The sequence below is a fragment of the Micromonospora sp. NBRC 110009 genome (genome assembly GCF_030518795.1).
Lineage (GTDB): Bacteria > Actinomycetota > Actinomycetes > Mycobacteriales > Micromonosporaceae > Micromonospora.
This window is the reverse complement of sequence record NZ_CP130427.1, coordinates 6,142,648-6,167,243: the sequence shown is the minus strand read 5'-3', so window position 1 is coordinate 6,167,243 and position 24,596 is coordinate 6,142,648. Positions and strand designations below refer to the sequence as shown.

The following is a 24,596-nucleotide window of genomic DNA, read 5'->3' as shown; positions in this document are numbered from 1 at the left end:
CCCGACGGCCCGTCACCCGAGCAGCGTGGAGGGAGAAATCAGCGGTCACGCCGCAGCGGCAGCCAGGCCAGCACGTTCTGGATCTTCGCGTCCCAGTACGCCCAGTCGTGGTCGCCGGGGGAGAAGTCCACGGTCAGCGGCGCCCCGCGCCGGCGGGCGGCCGCGACGAAGCGGGTGTTGTCCTCGTACAGGAAGTCCTCGGTGCCGCAGGCGACGTAGAGCGCGGGCAGGTCGTCGCCGCGTTCCAGCAGCGCCACCGTGTCGTCGTCGGCGCCCGCCGTCTCCCGGTCGCCCCAGACGGTGTGCCAGACCGCCGGATCCATCGGGCTGGTCGGGTGGTTCCGCCGGTGGGCGGCGTTGAGTGCGCCGGAGAGGCTGGCGGCCGCCGCGAACCGGTCCGGGTGGCGCAGCGCCCACTTCATCGCCCCGTAGCCGCCCATCGACAGGCCGGCCACGAAGGTGTCCTGGCGGCGGTCGGAGAGGCGGAAGAACGACTTGCAGACCTCGGGCAGTTCCTCACTGAGGAAGCTCCAGTACCGGTTGCCGTGCGTCTCGTCGGTGTAGAAGCTCCGCTGGACCTGCGGCATCACCACCGCGAGTCCCAGCGGCGCCACGTACCGCTCGATCGAGGTGCGCCGGGTCCAGACGGTGTCGTCGTCGGTCAACCCGTGCAGCAGGTAGAGCACCGGTGGGTCGCCGGCGACGGCGCCGGCCGCCATGCCGATCCCGGACGAACTCCGCTCGGGCAGCAGCACGGTCATCGACGTGCCCAGGCCGAGCGCCTCGGAGAAGAAGTCACACCGGGTCCGCGCCATGACGCTGGATCGTACGCCGGTGCAGCTCGGCGGCCCGGGCGCAGTTCGGCGCTTCCAGGGGGCAGGAAAGGTCCTCCGAACGAGGCCGAATGGACGGTTCCTATTGCCGTGCGGCCGGCCGAGGGACAGGATGACCATGCGCGCCGGAAACATCCCCGTAACCTGCGTGCTGCTGGTCTCTGTCACGAGGAAGTGGGAGTCAGTCATGAGCGACGTGTCGACGGCGCTGGGTGTGCGCCTCTACCCGGACCTGGTCGAGCAGGGCGGTCTCGCCCCCGCGCTCAGCGACACGGCGGCCCGGCACCAGCTCGACGTCGGCCAGGTGACCGCCCCCGAGCAGGGGCGGGCCCGCTTCACCTGTGCGGAGCTGACCTCCCCCCGGGGCGTGGTCTGCGTCGGCCTCGGCTCCCAGGCCCGCTACTTCATGATCGACCTGCGGGTCTCCGGCGAGGTCCAGGCCCGGGGCGACGCCACCGACCTGCTCCAGGTCGCCCAGGTGGCCGCGGCGTGGCGGGCCGGGACGACCGTCGCCGAGCTGACCGCGCGGTTCCCCTTCATGGAGGAGATGAAGCGCCGCCCGGTCGCCCACGCCGGCTAGGCCCCGTCCTGCCGGTGTCTGACCCGGCCATCGGCTGAGCCGGTGCGCCGACCCGAACCCGACCGGCCCCAGGCAGACCGCCACCGCGCGGGGCACGTTCCCGCGCCGCTGACGCCGTATCCGTCCGGCGGCTGAACCGCCGTGACCCGCACGCGCCTGAGGCGCGGCCCGGTCCGGACCACCCTGTTCCGGCGCTGCCGCGCGGCAACATCCTGCCCCGCAGCCATCCGTCACCCGTCCGGGTTAATCGGTTGCCGGCGCTTCCGCCGGTTGCTGCAATTCGAGCAACGACATCCACGAGTGGAGGAGCACCACGATGCGAGCTGCGTCCATGTCCCAGCAGAAGGGAACGATCGCCTACCTGAAGGACATGACGCTGCGTGAAGACCCTCAATCTCGGAATCCTCGCCCATGTCGATGCCGGTAAGACGAGCCTGACGGAACGGCTGCTGCACAGCGCCGGCGTCATCGACGAACTCGGCAGTGTCGACCACGGCAGCACCCGTACCGACACCATGGCGCTGGAGCGGCAGCGTGGCATCACCATCCGCTCCGCCGTGGTCTCCTTTGCCGTCGCCGGGATCACCCTCAACCTGATCGACACCCCCGGCCACCCCGACTTCATCGCCGAGGTGGAACGGGCGCTGAGCGTGCTCGACGGTGCCGTGCTTGTCGTCTCCGCCGTCGAGGGCGTCCAGGCCCAGACCCGCGTGCTGGCCCGCACCCTGCAGCGGCTCGGCATCCCCACCCTGATCTTTGTCAACAAGGTGGACCGGGTCGGCGCCGACCCGGACCGGGTGCTGCGCCAGATCGCCGACCGGCTCAGCCCCGACGTGATCGCCCTCGGCCGGGTCGAGGCCGCCGGCACCCCGGCCGCCCGCTGGCGCCCCTTCCTGCCCGACGACCCCGGCCACGCCACCCGCCTGGTCGACCTGCTCACCGCGCACGACGACACGCTGCTCGCCGCGTACGTCCAGGACGAGCGCTCGCTGACCGGCGCCCGGCTGCGGGCGGCGCTCGCCGCGCAGACGGCCCGGGCCCGGGTGCACCCCGTCCACGCCGGCTCGGCCATCACCGGTGCCGGGGCGGACGACCTGATCACCGCCATCACCGAGCTGCTGCCGGCCGCCGAGGGGGACGACGACGCCCCGCTCTCCGGCACCGTCTTCAAGGTCGAACGCGGCCCGGCCGGCGAGAAGATCGCGTACGCCCGGATCCACGCCGGCAGCGTGCGGGTCCGCGACCGGATCCGCTACCGGGGCGACCACGAGGCCAAGGTCACCGCCATCGACGTCTTCGACGGCGGGGACGCCGGGCCGAGCGACTCCGTCGGTGCCGGGCGGATCACCCGCCTGCACGGCCTCACCGACGTCCGCGTCGGCGACCCCCTCGGCACCCCACCCGACCGGCCCGGCGCGCGGCACCACTTCTCCCCGCCCACCCTGGAGACGGTGGTCGAACCGGTGCGGGCCGTCGACCGGCCGGCGCTGCACGCCGCCCTCGCCCAGCTCGCCGAGCAGGACCCGCTGATCAACCTGCGCCAGGACGACCTGCGCCGGGAGATCGCCGTGTCGCTCTACGGCGAGGTGCAGAAGGAGGTCATCCAGGCCACCCTCGCCGACGAGTACGGCGTCCCGGTCACCTTCCGGGAGACCACCACCGTCTGCGTGGAACGGCCGGTCGGCGTCGGCGCCGCCGTCGAGTGGATCGGCAAGGACCCGAACCCGTTCCTCGGCACGGTGGGGCTGAGGATCGAGCCGGCGCCGATCGACAGTGGCGTCGAGTTCCGGTTGGGCATCGAGCTCGGCTCGATGCCGCTGGCCTTCCTCAAGGCCATCGAGGAGACCGTCCGGGACACCCTGCGCCAGGGCCTGCACGGCTGGGAGGTCGTCGACTGCGTGGTCACCCTCACCCACGGCGGCTACTGGGCCCGGCAGAGTCACGCCCACGGGGTGTTCGACAAGAGCATGTCCAGCACCGCCGGCGACTTCCGCAACCTCACCCCGCTGGTGCTGATGGCTGCGCTCGGCCAGGCCGGCACCCGGGTCCACGAACCGCTCCACCGGTTCCGCCTCGACCTGCCGGCCGATCTGCTCGGCACGGTGCTGCCCGTGCTGGCCACCCTGGACGCGGTGCCCGGCACGGCGACCCTGCGCGGCGGGTCGTACCTGCTCGACGGGGAGGTGCCGGCCGGCCGGGTGCACGCCCTGGAGCAGCGCCTGCCGTCCCTCACCCGGGGCGAGGGCACCCTCGAATCCGAGTTCGACCACTACCGGCCGGTACGCGGACCCGTGCCGACCCGCCCTCGCTGGGACCACGACCCGCTGCATCGGAAGGAGTACCTGCTGGCCGTCGCCCGTCGGGTCAGCCCTCGACCGGGCTGACCGGTCGCGGATACCGGGCCCGCACCTCGTCGACACAGGTGTCCCGCGAGGTCGGGCCGCCGAACCGGAGGCGGTCGTACCCGGTGAACGCCGGCTCCAGCGCGTCCAAATCGTCGACCAGCGCGTGCAGCCGGTCGAGCCAGGCCGCCGACCCGGCGTCCGGCGCGGCCGGCGCCGCCTCGATCGCCGCGGTCAGCTCGTCCTTGCGCCGGATGGTCTCCGGCGTGACCGTGCGCAGGCAGACGTACTGCCCGCTCAGGTAGGCGTCCCACTCGGCCGCGCCCCGCACCGGGTCGGCCCAGCACCCGACGAACCAGTCCACCAGCCGCGCCACCCCGCCGGCCCGCTCGGCCAGCGCGAACAGCTCCGCCGGGACCATCTCCGCGCCGTCCGAGCGCAGATAGCCCGGCAGCGGCAGCCGCCGGTCCAGCATCAACCCGCGTACGTCGTCCGGGTCCCGCCCGGTCGCCGCGCACAACTCGTCGAGCACCACGAACTGCGCGCTGACGTACGCGTCGTCCGCCGCCGTCATCGGGTGCACCCCGTTGACCTCGCGAAACCGCTCCGCCACCCGTCGCCGCAACTCCATGCCAGCCCCCCTTTCTCCCGTGCCGCCGACAAGGCTAGGGCCGGCACCGTTCGGGGGCCGCCGAAACGTCCTCGCGAATATCCATTGCGGTGCCCTCCCCGCTGCCCCTACCGTGAACGGGCAACGTCAACCGGTTCCACCCAGGGAGCACACCGTGTCGCAGCAGAACCGCACCCAGGCCCCGCGGCCCACGCCGCGCGGCGGTGCCCTGCTGGCCGAACGCGGCCTGGGCAGCTGCCGACGGCAGCGGTGGCAACCGGGGTGGTGGCGCGTCTAGCGCCGGCGCGACACCCGCGCAGCCGCCCGCCCCGCAATCAGGGACCGGGCGGCTTTTTCGTCACCGGCGCCCGAGGGGCGTAGCTCAACGGAAGAGCACCGGATTCCAAACCCGACGGTCGCAGGTTCGAATCCTGCCGCCCCTGCCTCACCCGTCCCGGCTTTCCGCCGGCGACGTCGCTCCTTCTCAACTCCACAGTGGACGGCATGAGCACGATCCCGGCCGGCGCCCCGCGCGCCCGGCCGGCATCCGGGACGAGGGAGCTGGCTGACCCGCTCGCCTTGGGCGCGAGAGACACGCGGTTCGATTCCGCGGTCCCGGACTCCGCGGCGACGGCGATCCGCCGTCCCGCACGGGCCGTTGGAGCAATTGGCAGCTCACCCGGTTCTCACCCGGGAGGCTACGGGTTCGAGTCCCGTACGGCCTACGCCCGGTCCCGGCCCCGGGACCACCTCGCGGTTGTAGCGCAGTCAGGCAGCGCGTCACCTCGCCACGGTGAAGACCGCCGGTTCGAATCCGGCCAACCGCTCGAACATCCCACGAACAAGGAGACGACGATGGGTTTCACCCCGCTGGCCGGTACCCGGGCGCCGGTCCGGGTCTGGACCGACCCCTGGACCATCGAGGAGCAGGCGGCCAAGCAGCTGCGCAACATCGGTGCGCTGTCCTGGGTGCAGGGCGTCGCCGTCATGCCGGACGTGCACTTCGGCAAGGGCGCCACCGTCGGCTCGGTCATCGCCATGCGGCAGGCCGTCTCGCCGGCGGCGGTCGGCGTCGACATCGGCTGCGGCATGTCGGCGGTCCGCACCTCGCTCACCGCGGCCGACCTGCCCGACGACCTCGCGCCGCTGCGTGCCGCGATCGAGGCGGCCATCCCGGTCGGCTTCGCCAAGCGCGAGGACGCGGTCGACCCGCGCCGGATCCGTGGCCTGGAACAGGGCGGCTGGGACGACTTCTGGCGGCGCTTCGGCACCCTCGACCGGAAGGTGGCGCAGCTGGAGACCCGGGCCCAGCGGCAGCTCGGCACCCTCGGCGGCGGCAACCACTTCATCGAGGTCTGCCTCGAGCAGGGCGGCCCCGACGACGGTCAGGTCTGGCTGATGCTGCACTCCGGGTCGCGCAACATCGGCAAGGAACTGGCCGAGCGGCACATGTCGGTCGCCCGCGGCCTGCCGCACAACACCGACCTGCCCGACCGGGACCTCGCGGTGTTCCTCGCCGGCACCCCGGAGATGGACGCCTACCGCCGGGACCTGTGGTGGGCGCAGGAGTACGCGCGCCGCAACCGGGCCGTCATGCTCGCCCTGCTCTGCGGGGTGGTGCGGGACGAGTTCCCGCAGGTCTCGTTCGGTGAGCCGATCAGTTGTCACCACAACTACGTGGCCGAGGAGACCTACGACGGGGTGGACGTGCTGGTGACCCGGAAGGGCGCCATCCGCGCCGGCCGGGGCGACCTGGGCATCATCCCCGGCTCGATGGGCACCGGCTCGTACATCGTGCGCGGCAAGGGCAACCTCGACGCGTACTGCTCGGCGTCGCACGGCGCCGGGCGGCGGATGTCGCGGGGGCAGGCGAAGCGGACGTACAGCACCGCGGACCTGGCCCGGCAGACGGCCGGTGTGGAGTGCCGCAAGGACGCCGGCGTGGTCGATGAGATCCCCGGCGCGTACAAGGACATCACCAAGGTGATGGCGCAGCAGGAAGACCTGGTCGAGGTGGTCGCCCACCTCAAGCAGGTCGTCTGCGTGAAGGGTTGAACCGACCGGCGCCCCGAGGGGGGTGGGCGCCGGTCGCCCGCCCCGGTGGCGCAGCGGAGAGCGCGCCGGTCTACGAAACCGGAGAGCCCAGGTTCGAATCCTGGTCGGGGCACGGTCCGCGGTGCGGATCCCATGCGTGCTGGTGCAAGTGGCAGCACGTCCCTCTCTGGAAGGGAGAGACAGCGGCATGAGGTGCCGCGCAGTGCGCGTTCGAATCGCGCCGAGGGCACGCACGTGTTCAGGCCCGGGTAGCCCAACGGCAGAGGCACCGTTTTCAGGGAGCGGTCAGTGTGCGTTCGAATCGCACCCCGGGTACGGACGGCGGGACGATCTCGCGCCGCTCATGCCCCCGTGGCGCAGCGGAGAGCGCATCAGGTTCCGAACCTGAAGGCCGCTGGTTCGAATCCAGCCGGGGGCACTGGTGCCAGCAACGATCGAGTCCCGAGTGGCCAGGGAACGGTCCGCAGAACCGGGCGACCTTGCGCGCGACGCCTACGCGTTCCGTAACCCCGGCAACCAGCAACCACGCACCCGCTGCGCCACGTCACGGCGCCATCGTGGCCACCTCAACCCCCGCTGACTTCACGTTGAGCCGCCAGCCACTCATCGAAGGTCGTGGGGGCTATCTCGGCGTCGGCCGCGGGCAGCAGGGCGTCTCCGGCCGCGGTCTCGTCGAAGATACCGCCATGCCAGGTCGGCACGAGCCGGATGCTCTTGCCTTGGACAGCGAGCGTGCGGTGAGCCATGTCGATCAGGTCTTGCGGCTCGGGTCCGGCGATGTCGCGGTGGCGGCCCTGCGGGGCGCCAACGGCGACCCGGGCAAGGATGTCGGCGACGTCGGCGGGGGCGATTGGCTGCATCAACAGTGGCGGCAGCTGCGCGACCCCGTCGTGTTCGACCCACCCGGCGGCCATCGCCGGGAAGTCGTAGAACTGCGTCGCGGGGACGATGGTGTACGGGATCGGCCCGGCCTCGACGGCGGCCTCCTGGGCGCGCTTGCCCGCCATGTGGGGGTTGCCGGGCACCGTGCGCACCCGGGCGATGGACAGCACGACATGGTGGACGACCCCGGCGCGCTGTTCGGCGGCGAGCAGGTTGGCGGCGGCGGTGGTGAAGAAGCCGACGGCCTCGGCGTCGGTCGCGGCGTTGATGCTGGTGGTGTCGATGACCGCATCTACCCCGGCCAGGGCTTCGTCGAGTCCGGTGCCCGCGACGACGTCCACGCCGTGAGTCCGACTTATGGGCACGACGTCGTGCCCGTCGCGCTGCAGAGCGGCGACGGTCAGAGATCCGATCCGCCCGGTGGCCCCGACCACGGCTACTCGCATGCTGGCATCTCCTTGCACAATGCGGACATCAGGTTCCCATTCCGCGCAACAGTCAGCCTGGCATGGCTCATCGCCCCGCCGCCCCGCCGCCCGCCGCATGTCCCGCATGTAAGCACACGCCATCAGCCCGCCGGGCGGGATCTGGTCAGGGGTGGGGCAGGGGTCGGGTCTGGCCAGCTCGGGAACCCAAAGGCTAGGTCGCCTGAGGTCAACTCCTCAGGAACGCGAGCAGATCCTTGTTGACCTGGTCCTGGAGAGTGGACGTGATGCCGTGCGGCGCGCCCGGGTAGTAGATGTCCTTGGCGTTCGCGATGAGCTGGGCGGTCTTCCTCGCCGAGTCCTTGACCGGGACGATCTGGTCGTCCTCGCCGTGCAGCACCAGGGTGGGGATGTCGAACTTGGCGAGATCGTCGCGGAAGTCCGTCTCGGAGAAGGCTTTGATGCTCTCGTACGCGTTCCACAGGCCGGCCTGCATGCTCCACAGCCAGAACTGGTCGAGGATTCCCTTCGAGACCGTCGCCCCCTGCCGGTTGGCGCCGTAGAACATCTGCGCCAGGTCCTGGTAGAACTGCGACCGGTCCTTCATCAGGTTGGCGCGCATCTCGTCGAAGACGGCGATCGGCAGACCCTCGGGGTTGTCCGGCGTCTGCACCATGATCGGCGGCACAGCGGAGATGAGAACGGCTTTGGCGACCCGACCTGTCCCGTGGCGGCCGATGTAGCGCGCGACCTCACCACCGCCGGTCGAGTGCCCGATCAGCGTGGCGTCGGTGAGGTCGAGCGCCTCGATGACCGCCGCGAGGTCGTCGGCGTAGCCGTCCATGTCGTTGCCGCCGGAGGCCTGGCTGGACCGGCCGTGACCACGGCGGTCGTGCGCGACGACCCGGAAACCGTTCTGCACGAGGAACAGCATCTGCCCGTCCCACGCGTCGGCGTTCAGCGGCCAGCCATGGGAGAAAGTGACAACCGAGCCTGCACCCCAGTCCTTGTAGTAGATCTCGGTGCCGTCCTTAGCGGTGATGTAGCTCATGCCGCTGCCCTTCCGATTCGTCATGGTCGGCATGCCGGACGGACCGCCGGGCAGTAGGACCGCCGAAATGTTGCGAGAGAGGGTGCCGCAGGTCGCGCCCGCGATGTCGGCTTTACCCGATGTTAGACGGCAGTGCGTAAACCATGGGCCGGATCGGGCGAACGCGGGAAGGACTCCACGACCCGCGTCATCCGACCTCGGCCGCCACCCGCTGCATCTCCGTGTCGCTGAGCCCGGTGGCATCCAGCACAACACCAGCCGGGTTGCCGCCAGCCGGATCGGCACTGAACGCGGCGTACCGCAGGATCCCCATGATCACGATCCTAGGGCGGAAGCTCACCAAGTCCGAGTGCCACTCCACCCCTCGCGGCCGCAAGAGCAGCCCCGTACCCCTGGCATCTGCCGCCGACCAGGCGCGGCCTGCGCGAGGGGTTCGCACCGTCCGTACCCATTGTCGGATCGCTCGCTTCGTGCCGCAGGCCGGGTTAGGCAGACTGACCCGGCCAACCGTGGGGGTCCAGGTGCGGTCGCGATAGGCGGTCAGTGGAGACGGGCCCGCAGGTCGGCGATCCGATCCGCCGCGGCGGTGAAGCCGGCGGCGTCGAGTTGGCCCCCGGTCCGGGCGTTGACCAGGGCGGCGGTGGCGGCTTCGCCCTGGCTGACGTCACGGGCGGAGCAGAGGATGAGGTCCATGCCGGCGGTTGCGGCGGCGACCGCGCGCTGGCCGGTGCTGCCGTAATGAGCCAGCGCACCGGCTTCCAGGGCGTCGGTGACGGTCACCCCGGTGAACCCGATGCGGCCGCGCAGTTCCTGCCTGACCACTGTCGGCGACAGGCCGGCCGGGCGGTTCGGGTCCAGCGCCGGGTAGATGGCCCAGGACACCATGACGAGGTCGACGCCGACGGCGACGGCGGCCGAGTACGGGAGCTCGTCGGTGCCGCGCAACGTGGCCAGCGACTGGGACAGGGTGATCGGCCGGGTGTCTGTGTTCTGGGCCGTTGCCGCCCGTCCCAGTCCGGGGAAGTGCTTGGCGGTGGCGGCCACGCCGGTGCGCTGCTGGGCGCTGATGAACGCCCGCCCCAGGGTCGCGACGGTGCCGGGGTCGCTGCTGTAGGAGCGCTGGTACTGGTCGATGAAGTTGCCCGCAGTGGAGTAGACGTCGAGAACCGGGGCGAGGTTGACGTTCATGCCCACTGCGGCGAGGGTGCGGCCGGCTCCGGTGCCCGCCGCGGCCGCCGCGGCCACCGGATCGGCGGACTGGCCGATCCGCTTCTCTGACAGCGCGGGCGCCCCCGGCAGCCGCCGGATCAGGCCCCCCTCCTGGTCGACCATCAGCAGCAGCGGCACCTGTACCGGGCTTTGCGCCTGGGCTCGTCGCAACTGGGCGATCACCGAGCTGATCTGGGCGGTGCTGGCGATGTTCTCCCCGAAGAAGATCACCCCGGCGGCCTCACCGGCGCGGATGATCCTCAACAGGCTCGCCGGTGGTGTCAACCCGGGGTAGGAGTAGATGATCCGCTGCCCGGCCAGTTGCCACCTGGTCAGGCCGGCCGACCTGGTCGGCGCCGGCACGGACGGTACCGGCGCGGGTGACGTGGGCGAGGCCTTCGTAGGCCGCGGGGCGGTCGATATGGACGGCGATGCCACCCGTCCGCCACCCGACCCACCGGGCGCGGACCAGGTTGAGCGTGCCGCATCAGGGGCGGACCGCCCGGGCGTGGGGGTGTGCGAGGACTGGCAGGCGACCATCGCAAGGCCGAGAGCCCCGATCGCCAGAATGGTGCGAACCTTCGCCGCCGAGTACATGACCACCTCCGCGTAGCCCGCACCGATCCCGGTGCGCCTGACGGGACCCGACGATCAGTCGACGGTGACCGGTCTGCGGCGTTCCGATCTCATCCGCCGGCGACGACGTACGGTGCATCCGCTCCGGCGGCGATCGCCAGCGCTGCGCCTGCCTGTGTCACCGGACCCCGTGCGGCGGCTCTATCAGCAGTATGTGCGGGAGATACGTCGGTGACTAGTCGCCCACATCATCGCCTTACGCGGCCATTCGGCTAAGCCTTCGCCACCCGGCTCCCTGACCTGCACCGACGGGGTCGCGCTCGCCGTCGGACACGCGGCGCTCAGTCAGGGCCCTTGACGGTGCCATAAATTAAATGTGTAAATAATTCGACACTTGAATGAAGTCCTGAATCCTCGCGCTGCGCCCGGAACGTTCCGTTCGGGCGCCGCCGAGGCCGGCAACGAAGGGATCACGAGGTGTTACGAAGAGGGCTCGGCGTCGGGCTGGCCGCTGCACTGTCCCTACTCGTGCTTTGGCCGGCCGATGCGCCCGCCGCAGCAAGCGCGCCGGCGGGGGTTTCGGTATTTCTCACTGACCTCGGCACCAAGACCTACCTGTCGCGCCAGTCCGACGTGTCGTGGCATGGCGGGCAGGCCCCGCAGGGACCGACAATCACCGTCGACAGCCAGCGGCGGTATCAGGAGATGACCGGCTTCGGGGCGTCGTTCACCGATTCCTCCGCCTGGCTCGTCGGCACCCGCCTCGACAGCGCACAGCGCGACGCGGTGATGCGCGACCTGTTCAGCCGCCAGGGCATCGGCTTGAGCTTCCTGCGTCAGCCGATGGGCTCCAGTGACTTCGCGGTGAACGGAAACTACTCGTACGACGACATGCCAGCGGGCCAGGCCGATCCGACGCTCGCCCATTTCTCCATCGACCACGACCGGGCGTACATCATCCCGGTGCTCAAGCAAGCCCGTCAGCTCAACCCGGCGCTGACCGTGATGGCGTCGCCGTGGAGCCCGCCGGGCTGGATGAAGACCAGCGACTCGATGATCGGCGGGACGCTCAAGCCGGACGCCTACCAGCCGCTGGCCGACTACTTCACGAAGTTCCTCGAAGGCTACGCGGAGGCGGGGATTCCGGTCCGCTACATCACCCCGCAGAACGAGCCGCTCTACGTGCCCTCCGGATATCCGGGTATGTCGCTCAGCGCCGAGCAGCAGAACAACCTGATCAAGAACTACCTCGGTCCGGCACTACGCGACCGCAAGCTGCATACCGGGATCCTTGGTTACGACCACAACTGGGATGTCGTCAGCTACCCGGAGACCATGTACGCCGACCCGGCCGCGACTGGGTTCGTGGCGGGCACGGCGTGGCACTGCTACGGCGGTGACGTGCGGGCCCAGGCTTTGTCGCACAACGACTACCCCAACAAGCCGGCGTGGCACACGGAGTGTTCGGGCGGCACGTGGGAGGGCGACGAGCAGGCCGGCTTCGCCGCGGCGCTGGGCCTGGTCATCAACAGCACCCGTGACTGGGCAAAGGGTGTCATCCGCTGGAACATGGCGCTGGACCAGAACAACGGACCGACCAACGGTGGCTGCCTGACCTGCCGCGGCGTGGTGACGGTCGCGCAGGACGCAGCCGGCCACTGGTCGTACACCAAGACCGTCGACTACTGGGCGCTCGGTCACGCCAGCAAGTTCGTACGCCCGGGCGCTCGCCGGGTGGCGTCCAACTCACTTGGCGCCGGTGACGTGCAAGACGTCGCCTTCGTCAACCGCGATGGCTCCACGGCGCTCATCGCGTTCAACTCCGCGAACAGACCAAAGACGTTCCAGGTGCAGTGGGGCAACAAGTGGTTCGCCTACCGCCTCGCAGGCGGGGCGGCAGCCACGTTCACCTGGACCGGCACCCAGCATGGCACCGTGGACCCAGCCGCAATCGGCACGGTTGACGTTCCGCTCGAGAACCCGGACGGGACCCGAGCGCTGATCAGCTACGACGCTGGAATGCTGGCGCACCAGGCTCAGGTGCGGGTCGGCAACCAGTGGCTCGGCTACACGCTCCCCGCCGGCGCGTCGCTCACCCCGCCGACGTCCGCGGTGCCGTTGCCGCGCGACGCGTGGACGGTGTCGGCGTCGGCGAGCAATGCCACCGAACCACCCGACAGTGCGATCGACGGCGACCCAGCCACGCGGTGGAGCACCGGCCGCGGCATGGAGTCCGGTGACTGGTTCCAGGTCGACCTCGGCTCGCAGCAGACGTTCAACCAGGTCGTTCTGGACACGACCGGAAGCAGCGGCGACTCCCCGCGGGGGTACGAGCTCTTTGTGTCCAACGACGGCACGAACTGGGGCCAGCCGATCGCGACCGGACCGGGCAGCCCGGTGGCCAAGATTCTCATTCCGCAGGTCACCGGCCGCTACATCCGGGTGGTGAACCAGGGCGATGCCGGCAACTGGTGGTCGATCCACGAGCTGAACGTGCTCGGGCCCGCCGGTCTGACGAGCGTGGCGGCAGGCTCGGACATCGACGTGCAGCGCAAGACGGCCGTGCTGCCCGACGGCACACAGCTTCTCGTCGTGTACAACTCGGGCCGCTCGGTCGCCGCGTTCGATGTGCCGTGGGGAGACACGACCTACGCCTACCGCCTGCCGGCCGGCGCCGCCGCGATATTTACGACGCGCCAAGGCTGATCGGTGGCGCTGTGCCGGCCGGAGCATCCCCTGGCCGGCACAGCGTCACGGCCGTCTCTCGCCGGTGAAGAAACCCGAGCGCCGAAGCCCTGGCTGTCGATCAGAAGGGCTCCCGGGCTCTTCGCTATGCCTGGGTGACGGGTCCGAGGCAGTCAGGACCAATCGTCTTCGCCACCTCGCTCAGGTCGTTGTCCAGCTGGTGATCGCGCCCGGGCAGCCGGTGCAGCTGTGCCTGCGGGATGGCGCGGGCGTACAGGTCAGCATGCGACGGTGGAGCGGTCTCGTCCTCGAGTCCATGGAACACGTGCACCGGCACACCTTGTGGCAGCCTCGCGCCGAGGTCATGCGGCAGCTCGAACTCGTCGCCGGGCCAGCCGCCCGCGCCGACGAACGGAGCGGCGATCAGCACGATCGCCCTGAGCTCCGGCTCCGGTGGTCGCTCGGCGAGCGCGTTGATGAGGATCGTCCCGCCCACCGAATGGCCGGCGACGACCGCGCCGTCGTCCAAGGCCTTCATCTCACGCCGGATGGCCGCGCTCCACCTGGCGTAGCTCGGGTCGTCCTCGTCGGGCATGCGCGGGTAGCGGACCTCGTACCCGTCCCCGAGTTCCCGCCTCAGGCTGTCGAACAGCTTGTCGTCCCATTCGTCGTGCGCGCCCGCGCCGCCGCCCTGGATGAACAGGATCTGCCGGGTCGCTGCCATGACGATCCTCCTTCGCGCCCTCGTGACGATCCGGTTCGACACCCGCCGCCTACCCGCGCTCGGCCCGGGTTGCCTACCGGACCCGTTTCAGGCGCGTCCGACCTGTGCACACAGGGTCACACTGCTGCAGCGAAGGTACCGCGGTGATCGTTATCCGAGCATGCGGCAGTCGGAAGAAGCCCACGACGATTACCTCGAGGCGGCCCGCTGGCGGTTCGGTTGATGACCTTGTCACGCGACCCGAGCCCCGCCCGTGACGGGCAACTACTTGCCGCCGCCGATCATCGTGTGAATGTCGGGCCCGTAAGGCGGCGGGAACAGGACCCGGGGTCGGCCTTCGAGGGTGCGCTCAGCGGGCCTTCTTCGTCGCCCGCTTGCGCGGCGGAGTCAACAGGTCGGCGATCGTCGCGATCGCGGACGGCACCAGGCGGTAGTACGCCCAGACGCCCCGCTTCTCGCGCTCGAGCAGGCCGGCCTCGGTGAGGATCCGAAGGTGATGACTGACGGTCGGCTGGGAGAGACCAAGCGGCGCGGTGAGGTCACTCACGGACGCCTCGCCCTCCGGAGCGGACTGGATCAGACTGAGCAGTCGCAGCCGGGCCGGGTCGGCGAACGCCTTCAGCACTCCCGCGAGCCGCTCGGCATCGGCACGTTTGATCGGCTCGCCAGCGAGCGGCGAGACGGCAGGCGAATCAGATTTCACAGTTCCCACGCCTTCCATCGTTGCACCAACACCATCGATAGGTCGGTGGAATCAGGACCCGGTCACCGTCAGGTTGCGGGCAGGGAGCCCCGTTGGCCTGTCCCGGGCCGGGTCAGCGGCCGGATGAGCGAGTGTTGGCCCCTGCCCGACGAGTGACCGGCGGACGGACAACACTGGTGCGTCAGGCGGTGGGGCTCGGTTCGGTATCCGCGAGGGGATGCGCCCCGCCGTCCGCCACGCCTTCGCCGTCGGGCAGGTGGTCGCCCCCTCAGGGCTATTCCGGGTGGTTGGCGGTGCCGGCCCCGGTGTGGAAGGGGCTGGTGACTCCGGCGTAGCCCAGGTGCAAGATCATCCCATTCGCGGCGTGTTCGAGGTTGTGGCAGTGATCCATCCAGATCCCGGGGTTGTCCGCCCGGAACGCTACCCGGTAGGTCTCCCCAGGCCCGACGTCGAGGGTGTCGACCCACCAGGGGCTCCCGGTTGTGGCCCGGCCGTTTCGGTTGAGGACCAGCATGTGATGGCCGTGCAGGTGCATCGGATGGTGTTGGCCGCTGCGGTTGACGTAGGTGACCTCGACCAGGTCACCGGGGGAGACCATGAGCATCGGCACGTCCGGGAACGATCGGTTGTTGAGCGTGTACAGCACTGCTGGGCGGCCGTCGTAGAAGCCGAGCCGCTCGTCGACGCGTAGCGTGAAGCGCCGGTCGACGTGGCTGGCCGTCCCGAACGGGGTGGTTGCGGGGGTGCCGTAGCGGGCGGGGTTCAGTAACGCCGGCGCCGGCCCCTCACCGCCCGGGCCGGCGTTCCCGTCGGGGCTGTAGACGATTGTCGGGCCGTCCGCGTGTAGGACCACCGGCTGGTCGGGCATGGTGAACGCGAGGTCGTAACGGGCTCCGCCGCCGACCAGGATCCGCACCCCGTTGAGAATGTTCGGTTCATGTACCCCGGTGCCGTCGATCGCGACGACCCGTACCGGGACGCCGGTGACAGTGAAGGTGGCGGGGTTGCCGTCGGTGTTGACCAGCCGTAACCGTACCGGCCGGCCGGCCGGTACCTGTCTCCGCTGCACGCCGGTGGTCACCCCGAGCGTCGCGACGCCGTCCTCGTCCACCCAGGTGTGCCGCAGTACCGTCTCGTCAACGGCAGCGCCCTGCTCTGGTGCCTCGGCGGGCAGGACCACGAACGCCCCGAACAGGCCCCGACGCACCTGGATCGAGGACATCTCATGTGAGTGGTACCAGTACGTGCCGACCTGCGTGGCCCGGAAGCGGTACACGAACCGGCCTCCCGGCGCCACCGCGTCCTGGGTCACCCCCGCGACGCCGTCCATGGCGTTGGGCACGTCCACGCCGTGCCAGTGCAGCGTCACTCCCACGCCGGGCAGCCGGTTGACGAGCGTCACCTCCACCAGATCCCCTTGCCGGACCCGCAGCTCGGGGCCAGGAGTGACGCCATTGAACGTCCACGCCTGCACCTGCTGGCCCGAGTCCAGCTCGACCGCGGCGGGCTCCGCCGTCAAGGTGAACCGACGTACCGGTGCGCCCCCGGTATCGGTGCCGGTCAACGTGGTCACACTGACACCACCGTGCCGGCTATGGTCGGTCATGCCGCCGCCGCCGGTGTCAACGGGGCCGCCGATCATGCTGCTGCGCGCCGGCAACTGGCTGGCGGTGGACCATCCCACGAGCACCGCAGCGGCCACCGCGACGCCGAGGGCTCCCTTCGCCGCCGTACGCCACCACCGGCCGGCTGACCCCCGGCTTCGTCCGGTCCGTCGCCACACCGATCCCATCGCAGCGGCGCCGACCACCACCGCTCCGGTCATTGCGGCGGCACGCATACCGGCCAGCTGGGCAGCGCTGGCCACCAGCACCACACCAACTGCGGCCGTCGCCGCCCAGTAGGCGCCGGGCCAGGCGGCTATCCGCGACTCACCACCTGGCGATCGCAGCATCGGGCGCACCCACACCCGATGAACCGTCGCGACGAGCACCAGCGCCGGGGCGACGAACACCAACCTCGGCCCGGCGAAGTCCCACCCGTTTCGCAGCAGAAGCAGAGCAGCAACCACCCGCAGCGCAGCGCCGGCGAGCAACAGCCCGAACAGCAGACGCCGCAGCCGCGAAGGCCCTGAGCCTGTCGAGGCCGGGAGACGCATCACGACCCAGCCCGCGGCGACGGCGATGGGCACGGCCAGCAACGCGATCACCATATCGACGTAATGCACCCACAGGAACATCGTCACCTCACTCAACGTCCGTCTGGTCTGCGGGCCGCGACTGCCGGCACCGGGACCATACCGGCCAGGTCACCCTCGTTGCCGGCTCCAAGAGCGCAGACGCGGTCGGCGTAGACGTCCGCCCGTACGCCTCAAACGCGCCGGCAGCGCCGCCGCCGCACGCGGCCTCGCCGACCGGCTCACCCTGCACGAGCGCGACGCCCGGACGTACGTGCCGGACGGCGATTACGACTTGGTGCTGTGCGTCGGGTCGACACACGCGTTCGGCGGATTCGGCGAGACGCTGGAGCTGGCCGGCCGGCATCCCTCCTGTACCTTGCCGGAGTGTCGGTACGCCGAACTTGGACTTTGCTGGTCAGCTTGCTGCTTGTTGGTGGCTGCGCGTGGGGGTGCGGACCAGTCGGCCCCTCACCCCACCTCACGCAGGAAGAACTTGCCGGCACCTGGGTCAATGATCAAGGAGCGACATTAGAAGTCAACTCCGACGGCACCTTCACCGCCGCAGCTCTCCGCGCCTGTGCAACTAAAGATGAGCCACTCGATTTCGAACCGGACAGCGGGCAGGGAACCTGGGAGTTGGAAGCGCCGGAAGCGCTCTCGCCCTACCAGACGGTGAACCTACGCTTCGGGCCGCCCGAGAACTTTGCCTGGGACGACTGGCTCGCCGATGACGACGAGATGTTCTTCTTCATCGGCGATCCCGACAGCAACGAGCGCTGCACGTTTCGGCGGAAGTGAGCGGCTCAGCCGGCCTGGTCCGGGCATCAACCGCAACGCTGACAGCCTGGCGGCGTCGGCCGTTCACGCCGCATCCCCACCCCGGGCTTCGTCGCGGCGCGGGGCGTCAGGCCTCGCTTGACGCCGGCCACCCAGGTATGCCACTCATCGCCTGGGTCATCCGGGGCAGCGCCGACACCCAACCAGATGCCATCGTGGCACCATGAAGGCAGACCTGCACAGTTACTTGAAGGGCGGCCGCGACGCGCTGCTGTGGAAGCTCGACGGGCTCAGCGAATACGATATTCGGCGCCCGCTGACCCGGACCGCCACCAACTTGCTCGGTCTGGTGAAACACTCAGCGGTCTGCGAGATCCTCTACTTCGGCGTCGTGTTCGGCCGGCCGTTCGAGCAGGAGCTGCCGTACGTCGGCGACGGGGCGGAGACCAATGCCGACATGTGGGCGACCGCGGATGAGACGCGCGAAGAGATCGTCGACTTGTACCGTCGCGCGAGCGCCCACGCCGACGCCACCATCGAAGCCCTTGCGCTGAATGATGTCGGCCGAGTGCCATGGTGGGGCGATGCAGCGGTCACGTTGCACCACGTCCTGGTCCACGTCATCGCGGAAACGCAACGGCACGCCGGCCACGCTGACATCGTGCGGGAACTCATCGACGGCGCGGCCGGGCTGCTGCCCAGGAACGACAACCTGCCCCCCGCCGACGCGCCATGGTGGCTGGACTACCGTCAGCGAGTGGAGCAGGCTGCCCTCGACGCCAGCAAACGCAGCAACTAGGTTTTCTGTCGGAGGCCGGTGGACGGCTCGCCTGGGCGCTGCACGCCGCGGCGCTCAGCCCAGGCCACCCCGATGTGGTAACCGCCGCCCGGCAACGGTGGTCGACCGCGACAGTCTGACGTCGCATCTCTCAGGCTGCCACCGATGCAGGCGCAGTGAGGTGGGCCCGGAACTGTAGCTCCTGTTCGTGGTCCATACCCTCTCTGGGTAGCGAGATCGCCTGGCGGGGGCCGTAGAACAGGAGCCAGCCAGCGTCGGTTTCGACGACCCGGGTGATGGCTGTCCACAGGATCTCGCTACGGATCGACGGCTGCTCCTGGATGATCCGGTCCTCGGTCACGATGAGCAGCGCTTCGTGCTGGCAGATCTCGGGGAGGTCGGACACCGCCCGCTGTAGAGATCGCGAATTGCCGAAGCCGAGGTAGACGCCGTAGACCGCCAGCGCCAGTAGGACAACCACGAGACCACTCATGCCGGAGAGGGCCAGGAGCAGGATTGCGCCGCCAGCACCGACGGCCACAGCGGCTACGGCGAAGGATCGTGTGGCGTGCAGAGTGTCGCCGTAGATGATCCGTAGGTCAGCGAGTAGCCGGGCGGGATCGAACGGCTTGTTGACCCGGATCTCCATGGGCGCTCCCTTACGGCTGGCCCCGGTATCAGCCGGAGCGTACGACGACGCGCGCCGAGATCTTGACACATGACAGCGCCGTACAGCCATCCGTAGAGCCAAGCCAAGCCCTTTAGCCCGGCCACAGGTGTCGGACACTGTTCCCTGGAGCTAGCGCCCGGTGATCGCCTTTCGCGACTGCCTCGGGGTGTACCTGCATCGCGGGCTGGCGGAGACCTGACCCACCTACGTCCCGGACATCACTCGGCGCGATAACGCCGGATCCTTGGTGGCGAGGTGCCATGCCGGCAGCTCGGCCTGGCCCGGGGGCACCGACGTTTCATGACATCAGGTCGTCTGCAGCCAACTGCGCGGCCAGCTGCGGATCGCCTCCGGCGCGCGCAAGCAGGGCCTCCACCGACCACCGCGCCGTCCGGTTGCCGTCGGTCCCGCCGGTGACCTCGAGTTCCAGGCCAAGCTCGAAACGTTCGGCGAATATCGCCATTTCGACGTCGGGCAGGCGGGCGTGCAGGGTATCGAACAGCATCATGGCGGAGGCGTCGCGGCGGGCGCGGCGTAGGGGATCGCACTCCCGTAGTGCTGCGGCCACGCCGTGGCTGGTGGGATCGAAGCTCTCGAGCAGCGGCACCAACGACGGGTGGCCCAGAAAGCCGGCAGCCTCGAAGGTGAAGGGGTGGACGCTCTGCTGGGCAAGCAGATCAGCCACCAGCGGCAGTGCCCGCTGATCCCGCCGCCGAGCCAACCCCCGGATACCCTCCTCGCGGGCCTCACCGTAGCTGTCACTGGTGCGCTCCCACAGCGCCTGCCGGACCATCCGTCCGTCGGCGGTGCTCTGCCAGCCCAGACCGAACGCGGCCCAGTTGCGCACCTGCGGGTCAAGGTCACCGCACAGATCGACCAGCGCCGTCACGCCGGCCTGATCTGCGTCGTCGACCAGCACGGCCGGCAGCGACATCGCCACTTCGAGCCGAATCTCGGGGTCGGGACTCCCGGCAAGGCTGACCAGCACCGGCGTCGCACGGGCATCATCGGTGGCGCCGAGCGCCCGCGCGATGGACCACCTCACCTCGTCGTCGGCCTCGTTCGCGGCCAACGAGAGCAGCGCCGCCGCCGCGTCCTCGCGGATCTCCTCGTGCGTCTGGCTGGCGACGCCAAGCAGATCGCACGCGGTCGACCGCACCGCTACGTCAAGAGAGGTCATCTGCGTGATGGCCAGGCTTGCAGCGAACCGGCCGGCCTTGGCTGCTCGGTGCAGCAGTTCCCACATGTCCTCGTAGTCGTCGGAGGCGATACCCACCCGCGACCTCTCCACAGCCTGGTCGAACAGCGCTGCAACCTCGGGTGAGTCCACGGGCGGGATCGTGCCACGGCTGGCCGCCGTGAGGCACTCGACATTCGCCCGCTTGATGGCCTCGGCCGCAACGACCCTCCTTGCGGGTCAGGAGCACCTTCCGCAGCGCCGGCTGGTGTGCGCTCCTGCGGTCGTTAAGCGCGATCTTTGAGCCCTTGGCGCGGGTCGGCTCCGCCTTGTGGTGTCTGCGTGCCCACAAGATACTGCGACCGTGTGGCGAGCCTTGTTGATCCTACTGATTACCTATCTTGTCCTGAATCAGGTCGGCGTATCCGACAACGAAGCGGCGTTCTGGGCGCCTACGACGGCGGCCTTGGTTGCTGTACTGCTGGTGTGGCGCGCCGCGCGCAACGGCGAGGCGCAGGCACCGGAGCTCGTACGTCGTCCGAAGCTGGCGGGTCGAGTGCTGGCGCTGGCCGTCCTGACCCAGGCGAGCATGTCGCTGGTCGCGGGGCTCGTCGGCGGTTTCGTGCCGGTGACTCCGCCCGGTGGTTCTCCTGATCACGCCATGGCTATCGGCCTCCGGCTGGCCACGACCGTGAGTTTGCCCCTCAGCCTGATTCTCATATCCGGAGTGGGACGTCTGTCCGCAACGTGGTTGACCGTCAGGAGGCCCTTCCGATGGCTCGGAATGATATCTGTGATTCCGGCCTTGGTTTCATTCGCGCTGCATCCCACAGCTGTCGCATTTTCTCGCAACTATGGCAGCACGCCACCCCGCGACCTCGCAGAGATGGCTCCGCGGACGATTGCCGTGACGATCCTGATTTTTTGCGCCCTGGCCCTCGGTCATCTGAGCGGGCGACAGTCGCTGCGGCGGCGCGCGGCGGGGAACAGCACCGGTCACGGCACCAGTCCCCGTGCCTTCGACACCGGCGAGGTCATGCAGCCAGGTCGGACGACTACCTGACCTCGGTTCTCCTGCCGCTCGCACCTCGACGGTCGGGTGCGGGGCCCAACCCCCTCTGCGGCATCCCTAACGGCTCACCGCGACGGCCCACCCCTGATCTTCTTCTAACACCCAGGCCACTACGTCCCCTGGAGCTTGACGACCGCCATTGAGGCTCGTCCGGTAGGACTGTTCCAGGAGTTGGCTCTCATTGCCTCAGAAACCGCACGGTGGCGTCACGAAGCACTCGGTTCGGGTCGTGAGGTCCAAGGTCAGGGTCAGAGAACGGGGGAGCGGCAACGAGCTCAGCTAGAACAGATGCCAGCCGCTTCCGTTCCGCTGGTAAACCCGACCACGCGGAGTCGGGTAGCCGCAGCACGTTGGCGAGCAGGTCACCCGGGTAATAGTCGGCCTCCACCAGCGGGTCGCGGAGCAGGATTCGTACCGCACGCGGCAGCAAAGCAGGTATGCCAACCTCTTGCCCGAGCATGATGCGCAGATCTTCGACCGTGAACTCATCCAACGGCTTACGTCGCAGCTCGGTGCAACGCCTGACCAGAGAGGTGGCGTCCGGGCTGGGATCCGGCCAAACGTCCCGCTCAAGCTGCTCAATTGTCGTCACGGCGGTCAGCGTAGTCCGCGCCGCGATCCTGGATCGCCCGTGAGGCTGACTGGACTTCCACGTCGGCAACGCTTTTCCCTGGCGCACCTCCCCACCAGCGGCAACGGTCACTTCGGAGGTAGGTGGAATCGTGTCCGTCGCCGTCTTGATCCCATCTGGACGCCGGGATAAATTCCGCCCACCGATCTTCGAGGGGGCTGCAAATGCCAACCAGCAGACGTATGAGAACGGGACTGATCGCGGCGCTGGCACCGATAGTGGTGCTCGGCGCGGTCGCACAGCCGGCGAGGGCGGAGCCGTCCGCGCCGCCGATCACGTCCTATGAGGGGGACCCCGGCCGGTTCGGTGAGCCGGCGAGCTGGCGTACCCCTGAGTTCAACCGGGATGCCGGTCTGGTGTCGATGGGAGCGGAGTTCGCCTACGCCGCCGGCTACTCCGGCACCGGGATGGACATCGGCGTCGTCGACTCGGGCGTCTTCGCCGGGCACCTGCGGGAGCACGGCAGCCTGGACACGAACTACGCAGTCGGGGACCGCTACTTCTCGGTGGAAGCGCAGGGCGGCAACACGGGCCCCACGCCAGGGTTCTACAACCCGGCGTTCAACGACAGCCACGGCACCCATGTCAGCGGGACCATCGGTGCGAGCCGCGACGGGGTTGGTGAGACGCAGCCGGGCGGACCCGCCGCCAACATGCACGGGGTCGCGTTCAACAGCAACGTGTACATGGGCAACACCGGCAAGACAGACGGCGTGCTCTACGGTCTCCTGCCAGCGACCGCGACCGCGGCGCAGCGGCCTGACAACGCCTACATCGCCAACGTCTACCGGGCCGTGAATTCCGCCCAGACGGCGAACGGCAAGCCCATCCGGATCATCACCAGCAGCTGGGGCAGTCAGCCCAACACGGAGAACTACAACACGTACGACGCGCCGCCCGGCAGCCCCGCGGGCTTCGGTCTGAACACGGCGTGGCGCCTCTGGTCCACCCCGGACGGGGTCGTCGATGCGAACGGCCAGACCATCCGCTGGCTCAACGGTGCCATCGAAGCCGCCCGTACCGGCACGGTCATCCAGTTCACCGCCGGCAACAGCGGCTACGTGAACCCGTCGCCGCGCGGTGCCGCGCCGTACTTCATGCCGGAGCTGGAGGGCCGCTGGTACACGACGTCGGGAATCAACCCCACGGTGGGGCGCACGTTCCACGCCGACGGGTCTGTCCTGGTCCCCGGCCAGCAGACCTTCAACCAGTGCGGTGTGGCGAAGTGGTCGTGCGTGACGGCGCCGAGCAACGGCATCAACAGCACGACCGTGTCGGTCGTCAACGGTGTGCCCGAGCCCCGGTACGGAAGCTCGTCGGGAACGTCGATGGCCGGGCCGCACTCGGCTGCCGCGCTGGCGTTGATCATGCAGCGTTTCCCGTACATGACCAACGAGCAGGCGCTCTACACGATGTTCACCACCGGCCGGCAGAACAACACGGTCAGCGACGCGGCGGGCACCGCCGTGCTGAACCCCACCCGCGGGCAGATCGTGCAGGTGCCCGACAGCCGCAACGGCTGGCACACGGTCAGCCTGCGCGAGGCCATGAAGGGCCCGGGCCAGTTCCTGGGGCCGTTCGTGGCCGACCTGCAGGGACAGAATGACGTCTGGTCGAACGACATCTCCGACGTCGCGATCCGGGCACGCCAGCAGGAGGACGCCGCCGAGGCGGCCACCTGGGAGGCCACCAAGGCCGCCAAGGGGTGGGCGAACGGCCTGCCCGCCGACGCGAGCGACGTCGACAAGTCCGACTACGCCATCGGGATGCGCCGCGAGCAGGCCCGCAACGCCCGCGTCTACGAGGGCAGCCTCACCAAGCAGGGCGACGGCATCCTGTTCCTGACCGGCAACAACACCTGGCACGGCACGAGCAGCGTCGAGGCAGGCAAGCTGTCGATCATCGGCTCGCACGCCAGCGCGATCGACGTACGCGGCGGGACGCTCGGCGGCAACGGCAGCGTGGCGGGGAACATCAACGTCACCGATGGCGTGCTCCAGCCCGGCCTGACGTCGGAGGAGGCGGCGCAGATCACCGATGTGCCTGTCACCGCCGGCAACGCGCTGAGCGTCGGCGGGAACGTGAACATCGGCCAGCAGGGTCGCCTCGCCGTGACCATCTCGGGCGACGACGACTACACCAGCGTCCGCGCCGCGGGTGAGCTGACGCTCGCCGGCGAGCTGGACCTGGACGTACGCGGATCGCTGACCCCGGGAACCGTGCTGACGGTCATGAGTGGCGGCTCGATCAACGGCAGCTTCCACGCGCTGCCCGAGAACCGGGTCCTGAGCGCGGGCGGTTACCTGTTCCGGGCGTCCTACAAGAACAACAGCATGACCCTGACGGTCCTGCGCGCACTGCCGCACGCGGACTAATCCCGCAAGGGCTCGGAAGGTGAGCGGATGGGCCGCGACGCCGCGATCGGCGTCGCGGCCCAGCTGTTCGGCGGCACGCGCCCACCTGCTCGTCCGGCTCGGACGGGCTGACGACGCCGTCGCTGCCTGCGGCAGGGCGATCTTCCTGACCCATGACGCCGCCCAGCGGGACCATCCGGTCGGGCGCCGAGAAGCACTCCGCACATGACGGGACGGCCGGACCTGGAAGGTCCGGCCGTCTCGGGACGAGCGCCTGCGGGAC

At 69.7% G+C, this 24,596-nt stretch carries 19 protein-coding genes, 7 tRNA genes and 1 pseudogene; 15 read left to right on the top strand and 12 right to left on the bottom strand.

Features of this window, described 5'->3' with window-relative positions; all coding sequences use genetic code 11:
• Window positions 1-38: 38 nt before the first annotated feature.
• Window positions 39-815, bottom strand: coding sequence for an alpha/beta hydrolase (locus Q2K19_RS29125; RefSeq protein WP_302765313.1), 777 nt, complete (start codon window positions 813-815; stop codon window positions 39-41).
• 205 nt (window positions 816-1,020) lie between these two features.
• Between Q2K19_RS29125 and Q2K19_RS29120 the strand changes: the two genes are divergently transcribed.
• Window positions 1,021-1,413, top strand: a complete 393-nt coding sequence (locus Q2K19_RS29120) for a hypothetical protein (protein ID WP_302765312.1) — start codon at window positions 1,021-1,023, stop codon at window positions 1,411-1,413.
• Between the two features lie 380 nt (window positions 1,414-1,793).
• Window positions 1,794-3,797 carry an elongation factor G gene (locus Q2K19_RS29115; protein ID WP_302765311.1) on the top strand — a complete coding sequence of 668 codons (2,004 nt, stop codon included), beginning with the start codon at window positions 1,794-1,796 and terminating at the stop codon, window positions 3,795-3,797.
• Here the strand turns inward: Q2K19_RS29115 and Q2K19_RS29110 are convergent.
• Entirely contained in the window at window positions 3,778-4,386 is a 609-nt protein-coding gene (locus tag Q2K19_RS29110) for a DUF6058 family natural product biosynthesis protein (RefSeq protein ID WP_302765310.1), read from the bottom strand. The two genes, Q2K19_RS29115 and Q2K19_RS29110, sit on opposite strands and share 20 nt — an antisense overlap.
• A 350-nt stretch (window positions 4,387-4,736) precedes the next feature.
• On the opposite strand from Q2K19_RS29110, the gene Q2K19_RS29105 reads away from it, so the two are divergent.
• From Q2K19_RS29105 to Q2K19_RS29070, 8 genes are all read left to right on the top strand, one after another.
• A tRNA-Trp gene (locus Q2K19_RS29105) sits at window positions 4,737-4,808 on the top strand.
• 104 nt (window positions 4,809-4,912) lie between these two features.
• Window positions 4,913-4,985, top strand: a tRNA-Pro gene (locus Q2K19_RS29100).
• Window positions 4,986-5,017: 32 nt separating this feature from the next.
• Window positions 5,018-5,090, top strand: a tRNA-Glu gene (locus tag Q2K19_RS29095).
• Between the two features lie 28 nt (window positions 5,091-5,118).
• A tRNA-Gly gene (locus tag Q2K19_RS29090) sits at window positions 5,119-5,192 on the top strand.
• A gap of 28 nt (window positions 5,193-5,220) precedes the next feature.
• A complete protein-coding gene (locus Q2K19_RS29085) occupies window positions 5,221-6,420 on the top strand; it encodes an RtcB family protein (RefSeq protein ID WP_302765309.1) in 1,200 nt (399 codons plus the stop codon).
• A gap of 39 nt (window positions 6,421-6,459) precedes the next feature.
• Window positions 6,460-6,532 (top strand) — tRNA-Arg (locus tag Q2K19_RS29080).
• A 130-nt stretch (window positions 6,533-6,662) separates the two neighbouring features.
• Window positions 6,663-6,735, top strand: a tRNA-Leu gene (locus Q2K19_RS29075).
• Window positions 6,736-6,765: 30 nt separating this feature from the next.
• Window positions 6,766-6,838 (top strand) — tRNA-Arg (locus Q2K19_RS29070).
• A gap of 148 nt (window positions 6,839-6,986) precedes the next feature.
• Here Q2K19_RS29070 and Q2K19_RS29065 read toward each other — a convergent pair.
• The 4 genes and pseudogenes from Q2K19_RS29065 to Q2K19_RS29050 form a co-directional block, all read right to left on the bottom strand.
• Window positions 6,987-7,748 (bottom strand): SDR family oxidoreductase, encoded by a 762-nt coding sequence (locus Q2K19_RS29065; RefSeq protein WP_302765308.1) that lies wholly within the window; start codon window positions 7,746-7,748, stop codon window positions 6,987-6,989.
• Between the two features lie 208 nt (window positions 7,749-7,956).
• A complete protein-coding gene (locus tag Q2K19_RS29060) occupies window positions 7,957-8,802 on the bottom strand; it encodes an alpha/beta fold hydrolase (protein ID WP_446839748.1) in 846 nt (281 codons plus the stop codon).
• Between the two features lie 166 nt (window positions 8,803-8,968).
• A pseudogene (locus Q2K19_RS29055) lies at window positions 8,969-9,091 on the bottom strand (PhzF family phenazine biosynthesis protein); the annotation flags it as partial.
• A gap of 227 nt (window positions 9,092-9,318) precedes the next feature.
• Window positions 9,319-10,350, bottom strand: a complete 1,032-nt coding sequence (locus tag Q2K19_RS29050; protein WP_302765306.1) for a glycoside hydrolase family 3 N-terminal domain-containing protein — start codon at window positions 10,348-10,350, stop codon at window positions 9,319-9,321.
• A gap of 690 nt (window positions 10,351-11,040) precedes the next feature.
• Here Q2K19_RS29050 and Q2K19_RS29045 point away from each other — a divergent pair.
• Entirely contained in the window at window positions 11,041-13,269 is a 2,229-nt protein-coding gene (locus tag Q2K19_RS29045; protein WP_302765305.1) for a discoidin domain-containing protein, read from the top strand.
• A 124-nt stretch (window positions 13,270-13,393) separates the two neighbouring features.
• Here Q2K19_RS29045 and Q2K19_RS29040 read toward each other — a convergent pair whose 3' ends face one another.
• The 3 genes from Q2K19_RS29040 to Q2K19_RS29030 all read right to left on the bottom strand — a co-directional run bounded on the left by Q2K19_RS29040 (window position 13,394) and on the right by Q2K19_RS29030 (window position 16,914).
• Window positions 13,394-13,972, bottom strand: coding sequence for an alpha/beta fold hydrolase (locus Q2K19_RS29040; protein WP_302765304.1), 579 nt, complete (start codon window positions 13,970-13,972; stop codon window positions 13,394-13,396).
• 349 nt (window positions 13,973-14,321) lie between these two features.
• Window positions 14,322-14,693, bottom strand: coding sequence for an ArsR/SmtB family transcription factor (locus tag Q2K19_RS29035; RefSeq protein ID WP_302765303.1), 372 nt, complete (start codon window positions 14,691-14,693; stop codon window positions 14,322-14,324).
• 256 nt (window positions 14,694-14,949) lie between these two features.
• Window positions 14,950-16,914, bottom strand: a complete 1,965-nt coding sequence (locus Q2K19_RS29030) for a multicopper oxidase family protein (protein WP_302772821.1) — start codon at window positions 16,912-16,914, stop codon at window positions 14,950-14,952.
• Window positions 16,915-17,238: 324 nt separating this feature from the next.
• Here Q2K19_RS29030 and Q2K19_RS29025 point away from each other — a divergent pair, with 324 nt between their 5' ends.
• A complete protein-coding gene (locus tag Q2K19_RS29025) occupies window positions 17,239-17,652 on the top strand; it encodes a DUF6287 domain-containing protein (protein WP_302765302.1) in 414 nt (137 codons plus the stop codon).
• A 202-nt stretch (window positions 17,653-17,854) separates the two neighbouring features.
• The gene (locus tag Q2K19_RS29020; protein WP_302765301.1) at window positions 17,855-18,430 is read left to right on the top strand and encodes a DinB family protein; all 576 of its coding nucleotides are present in this window, start codon (window positions 17,855-17,857) and stop codon (window positions 18,428-18,430) included.
• A 130-nt stretch (window positions 18,431-18,560) separates the two neighbouring features.
• Here Q2K19_RS29020 and Q2K19_RS29015 read toward each other — a convergent pair whose 3' ends face one another.
• The gene (locus Q2K19_RS29015) at window positions 18,561-19,058 is read right to left on the bottom strand and encodes a YcxB family protein (protein WP_302765300.1); all 498 of its coding nucleotides are present in this window, start codon (window positions 19,056-19,058) and stop codon (window positions 18,561-18,563) included.
• A 319-nt stretch (window positions 19,059-19,377) separates the two neighbouring features.
• The gene (locus Q2K19_RS29010) at window positions 19,378-20,409 is read right to left on the bottom strand and encodes a HEAT repeat domain-containing protein (protein WP_302765299.1); all 1,032 of its coding nucleotides are present in this window, start codon (window positions 20,407-20,409) and stop codon (window positions 19,378-19,380) included.
• Between the two features lie 211 nt (window positions 20,410-20,620).
• Between Q2K19_RS29010 and Q2K19_RS29005 the strand changes: the two genes are divergently transcribed.
• Window positions 20,621-21,319: a hypothetical protein gene (locus Q2K19_RS29005; RefSeq protein ID WP_302765298.1), complete on the top strand. Its 699-nt coding sequence runs from the start codon at window positions 20,621-20,623 to the stop codon at window positions 21,317-21,319.
• 187 nt (window positions 21,320-21,506) lie between these two features.
• Here Q2K19_RS29005 and Q2K19_RS29000 read toward each other — a convergent pair whose 3' ends face one another.
• Window positions 21,507-21,920 carry a contact-dependent growth inhibition system immunity protein gene (locus Q2K19_RS29000; RefSeq protein WP_302765297.1) on the bottom strand — a complete coding sequence of 138 codons (414 nt, stop codon included), beginning with the start codon at window positions 21,918-21,920 and terminating at the stop codon, window positions 21,507-21,509.
• A gap of 221 nt (window positions 21,921-22,141) precedes the next feature.
• Here Q2K19_RS29000 and Q2K19_RS28995 point away from each other — a divergent pair, with 221 nt between their 5' ends.
• Window positions 22,142-24,334: an autotransporter serine protease gene (locus tag Q2K19_RS28995; protein WP_302765296.1), complete on the top strand. Its 2,193-nt coding sequence runs from the start codon at window positions 22,142-22,144 to the stop codon at window positions 24,332-24,334.
• Window positions 24,335-24,596: the final 262 nt, after the last annotated feature.

Coding starts and splice junctions, on each gene's coding strand:
- Q2K19_RS29125 (WP_302765313.1), bottom strand. CDS start 815: ATGGCGCGGACCCGGTGTGACTTCTTCTCCGAGGCGCTCGGCCTGGGC.
- Q2K19_RS29120 (WP_302765312.1), top strand. CDS start 1,021: ATGAGCGACGTGTCGACGGCGCTGGGTGTGCGCCTCTACCCGGACCTG.
- Q2K19_RS29110 (WP_302765310.1), bottom strand. CDS start 4,386: ATGGAGTTGCGGCGACGGGTGGCGGAGCGGTTTCGCGAGGTCAACGGG.
- Q2K19_RS29085 (WP_302765309.1), top strand. CDS start 5,221: ATGGGTTTCACCCCGCTGGCCGGTACCCGGGCGCCGGTCCGGGTCTGG.
- Q2K19_RS29065 (WP_302765308.1), bottom strand. CDS start 7,748: ATGCGAGTAGCCGTGGTCGGGGCCACCGGGCGGATCGGATCTCTGACC.
- Q2K19_RS29060 (WP_446839748.1), bottom strand. CDS start 8,802: ATGACGAATCGGAAGGGCAGCGGCATGAGCTACATCACCGCTAAGGAC.
- Q2K19_RS29040 (WP_302765304.1), bottom strand. CDS start 13,972: ATGGCAGCGACCCGGCAGATCCTGTTCATCCAGGGCGGCGGCGCGGGC.
- Q2K19_RS29035 (WP_302765303.1), bottom strand. CDS start 14,693: ATGGAAGGCGTGGGAACTGTGAAATCTGATTCGCCTGCCGTCTCGCCG.
- Q2K19_RS29030 (WP_302772821.1), bottom strand. CDS start 16,914: ATGTTCCTGTGGGTGCATTACGTCGATATGGTGATCGCGTTGCTGGCC.
- Q2K19_RS29020 (WP_302765301.1), top strand. CDS start 17,855: ATGAAGGCAGACCTGCACAGTTACTTGAAGGGCGGCCGCGACGCGCTG.
- Q2K19_RS29015 (WP_302765300.1), bottom strand. CDS start 19,058: ATGGAGATCCGGGTCAACAAGCCGTTCGATCCCGCCCGGCTACTCGCT.
- Q2K19_RS28995 (WP_302765296.1), top strand. CDS start 22,142: ATGAGAACGGGACTGATCGCGGCGCTGGCACCGATAGTGGTGCTCGGC.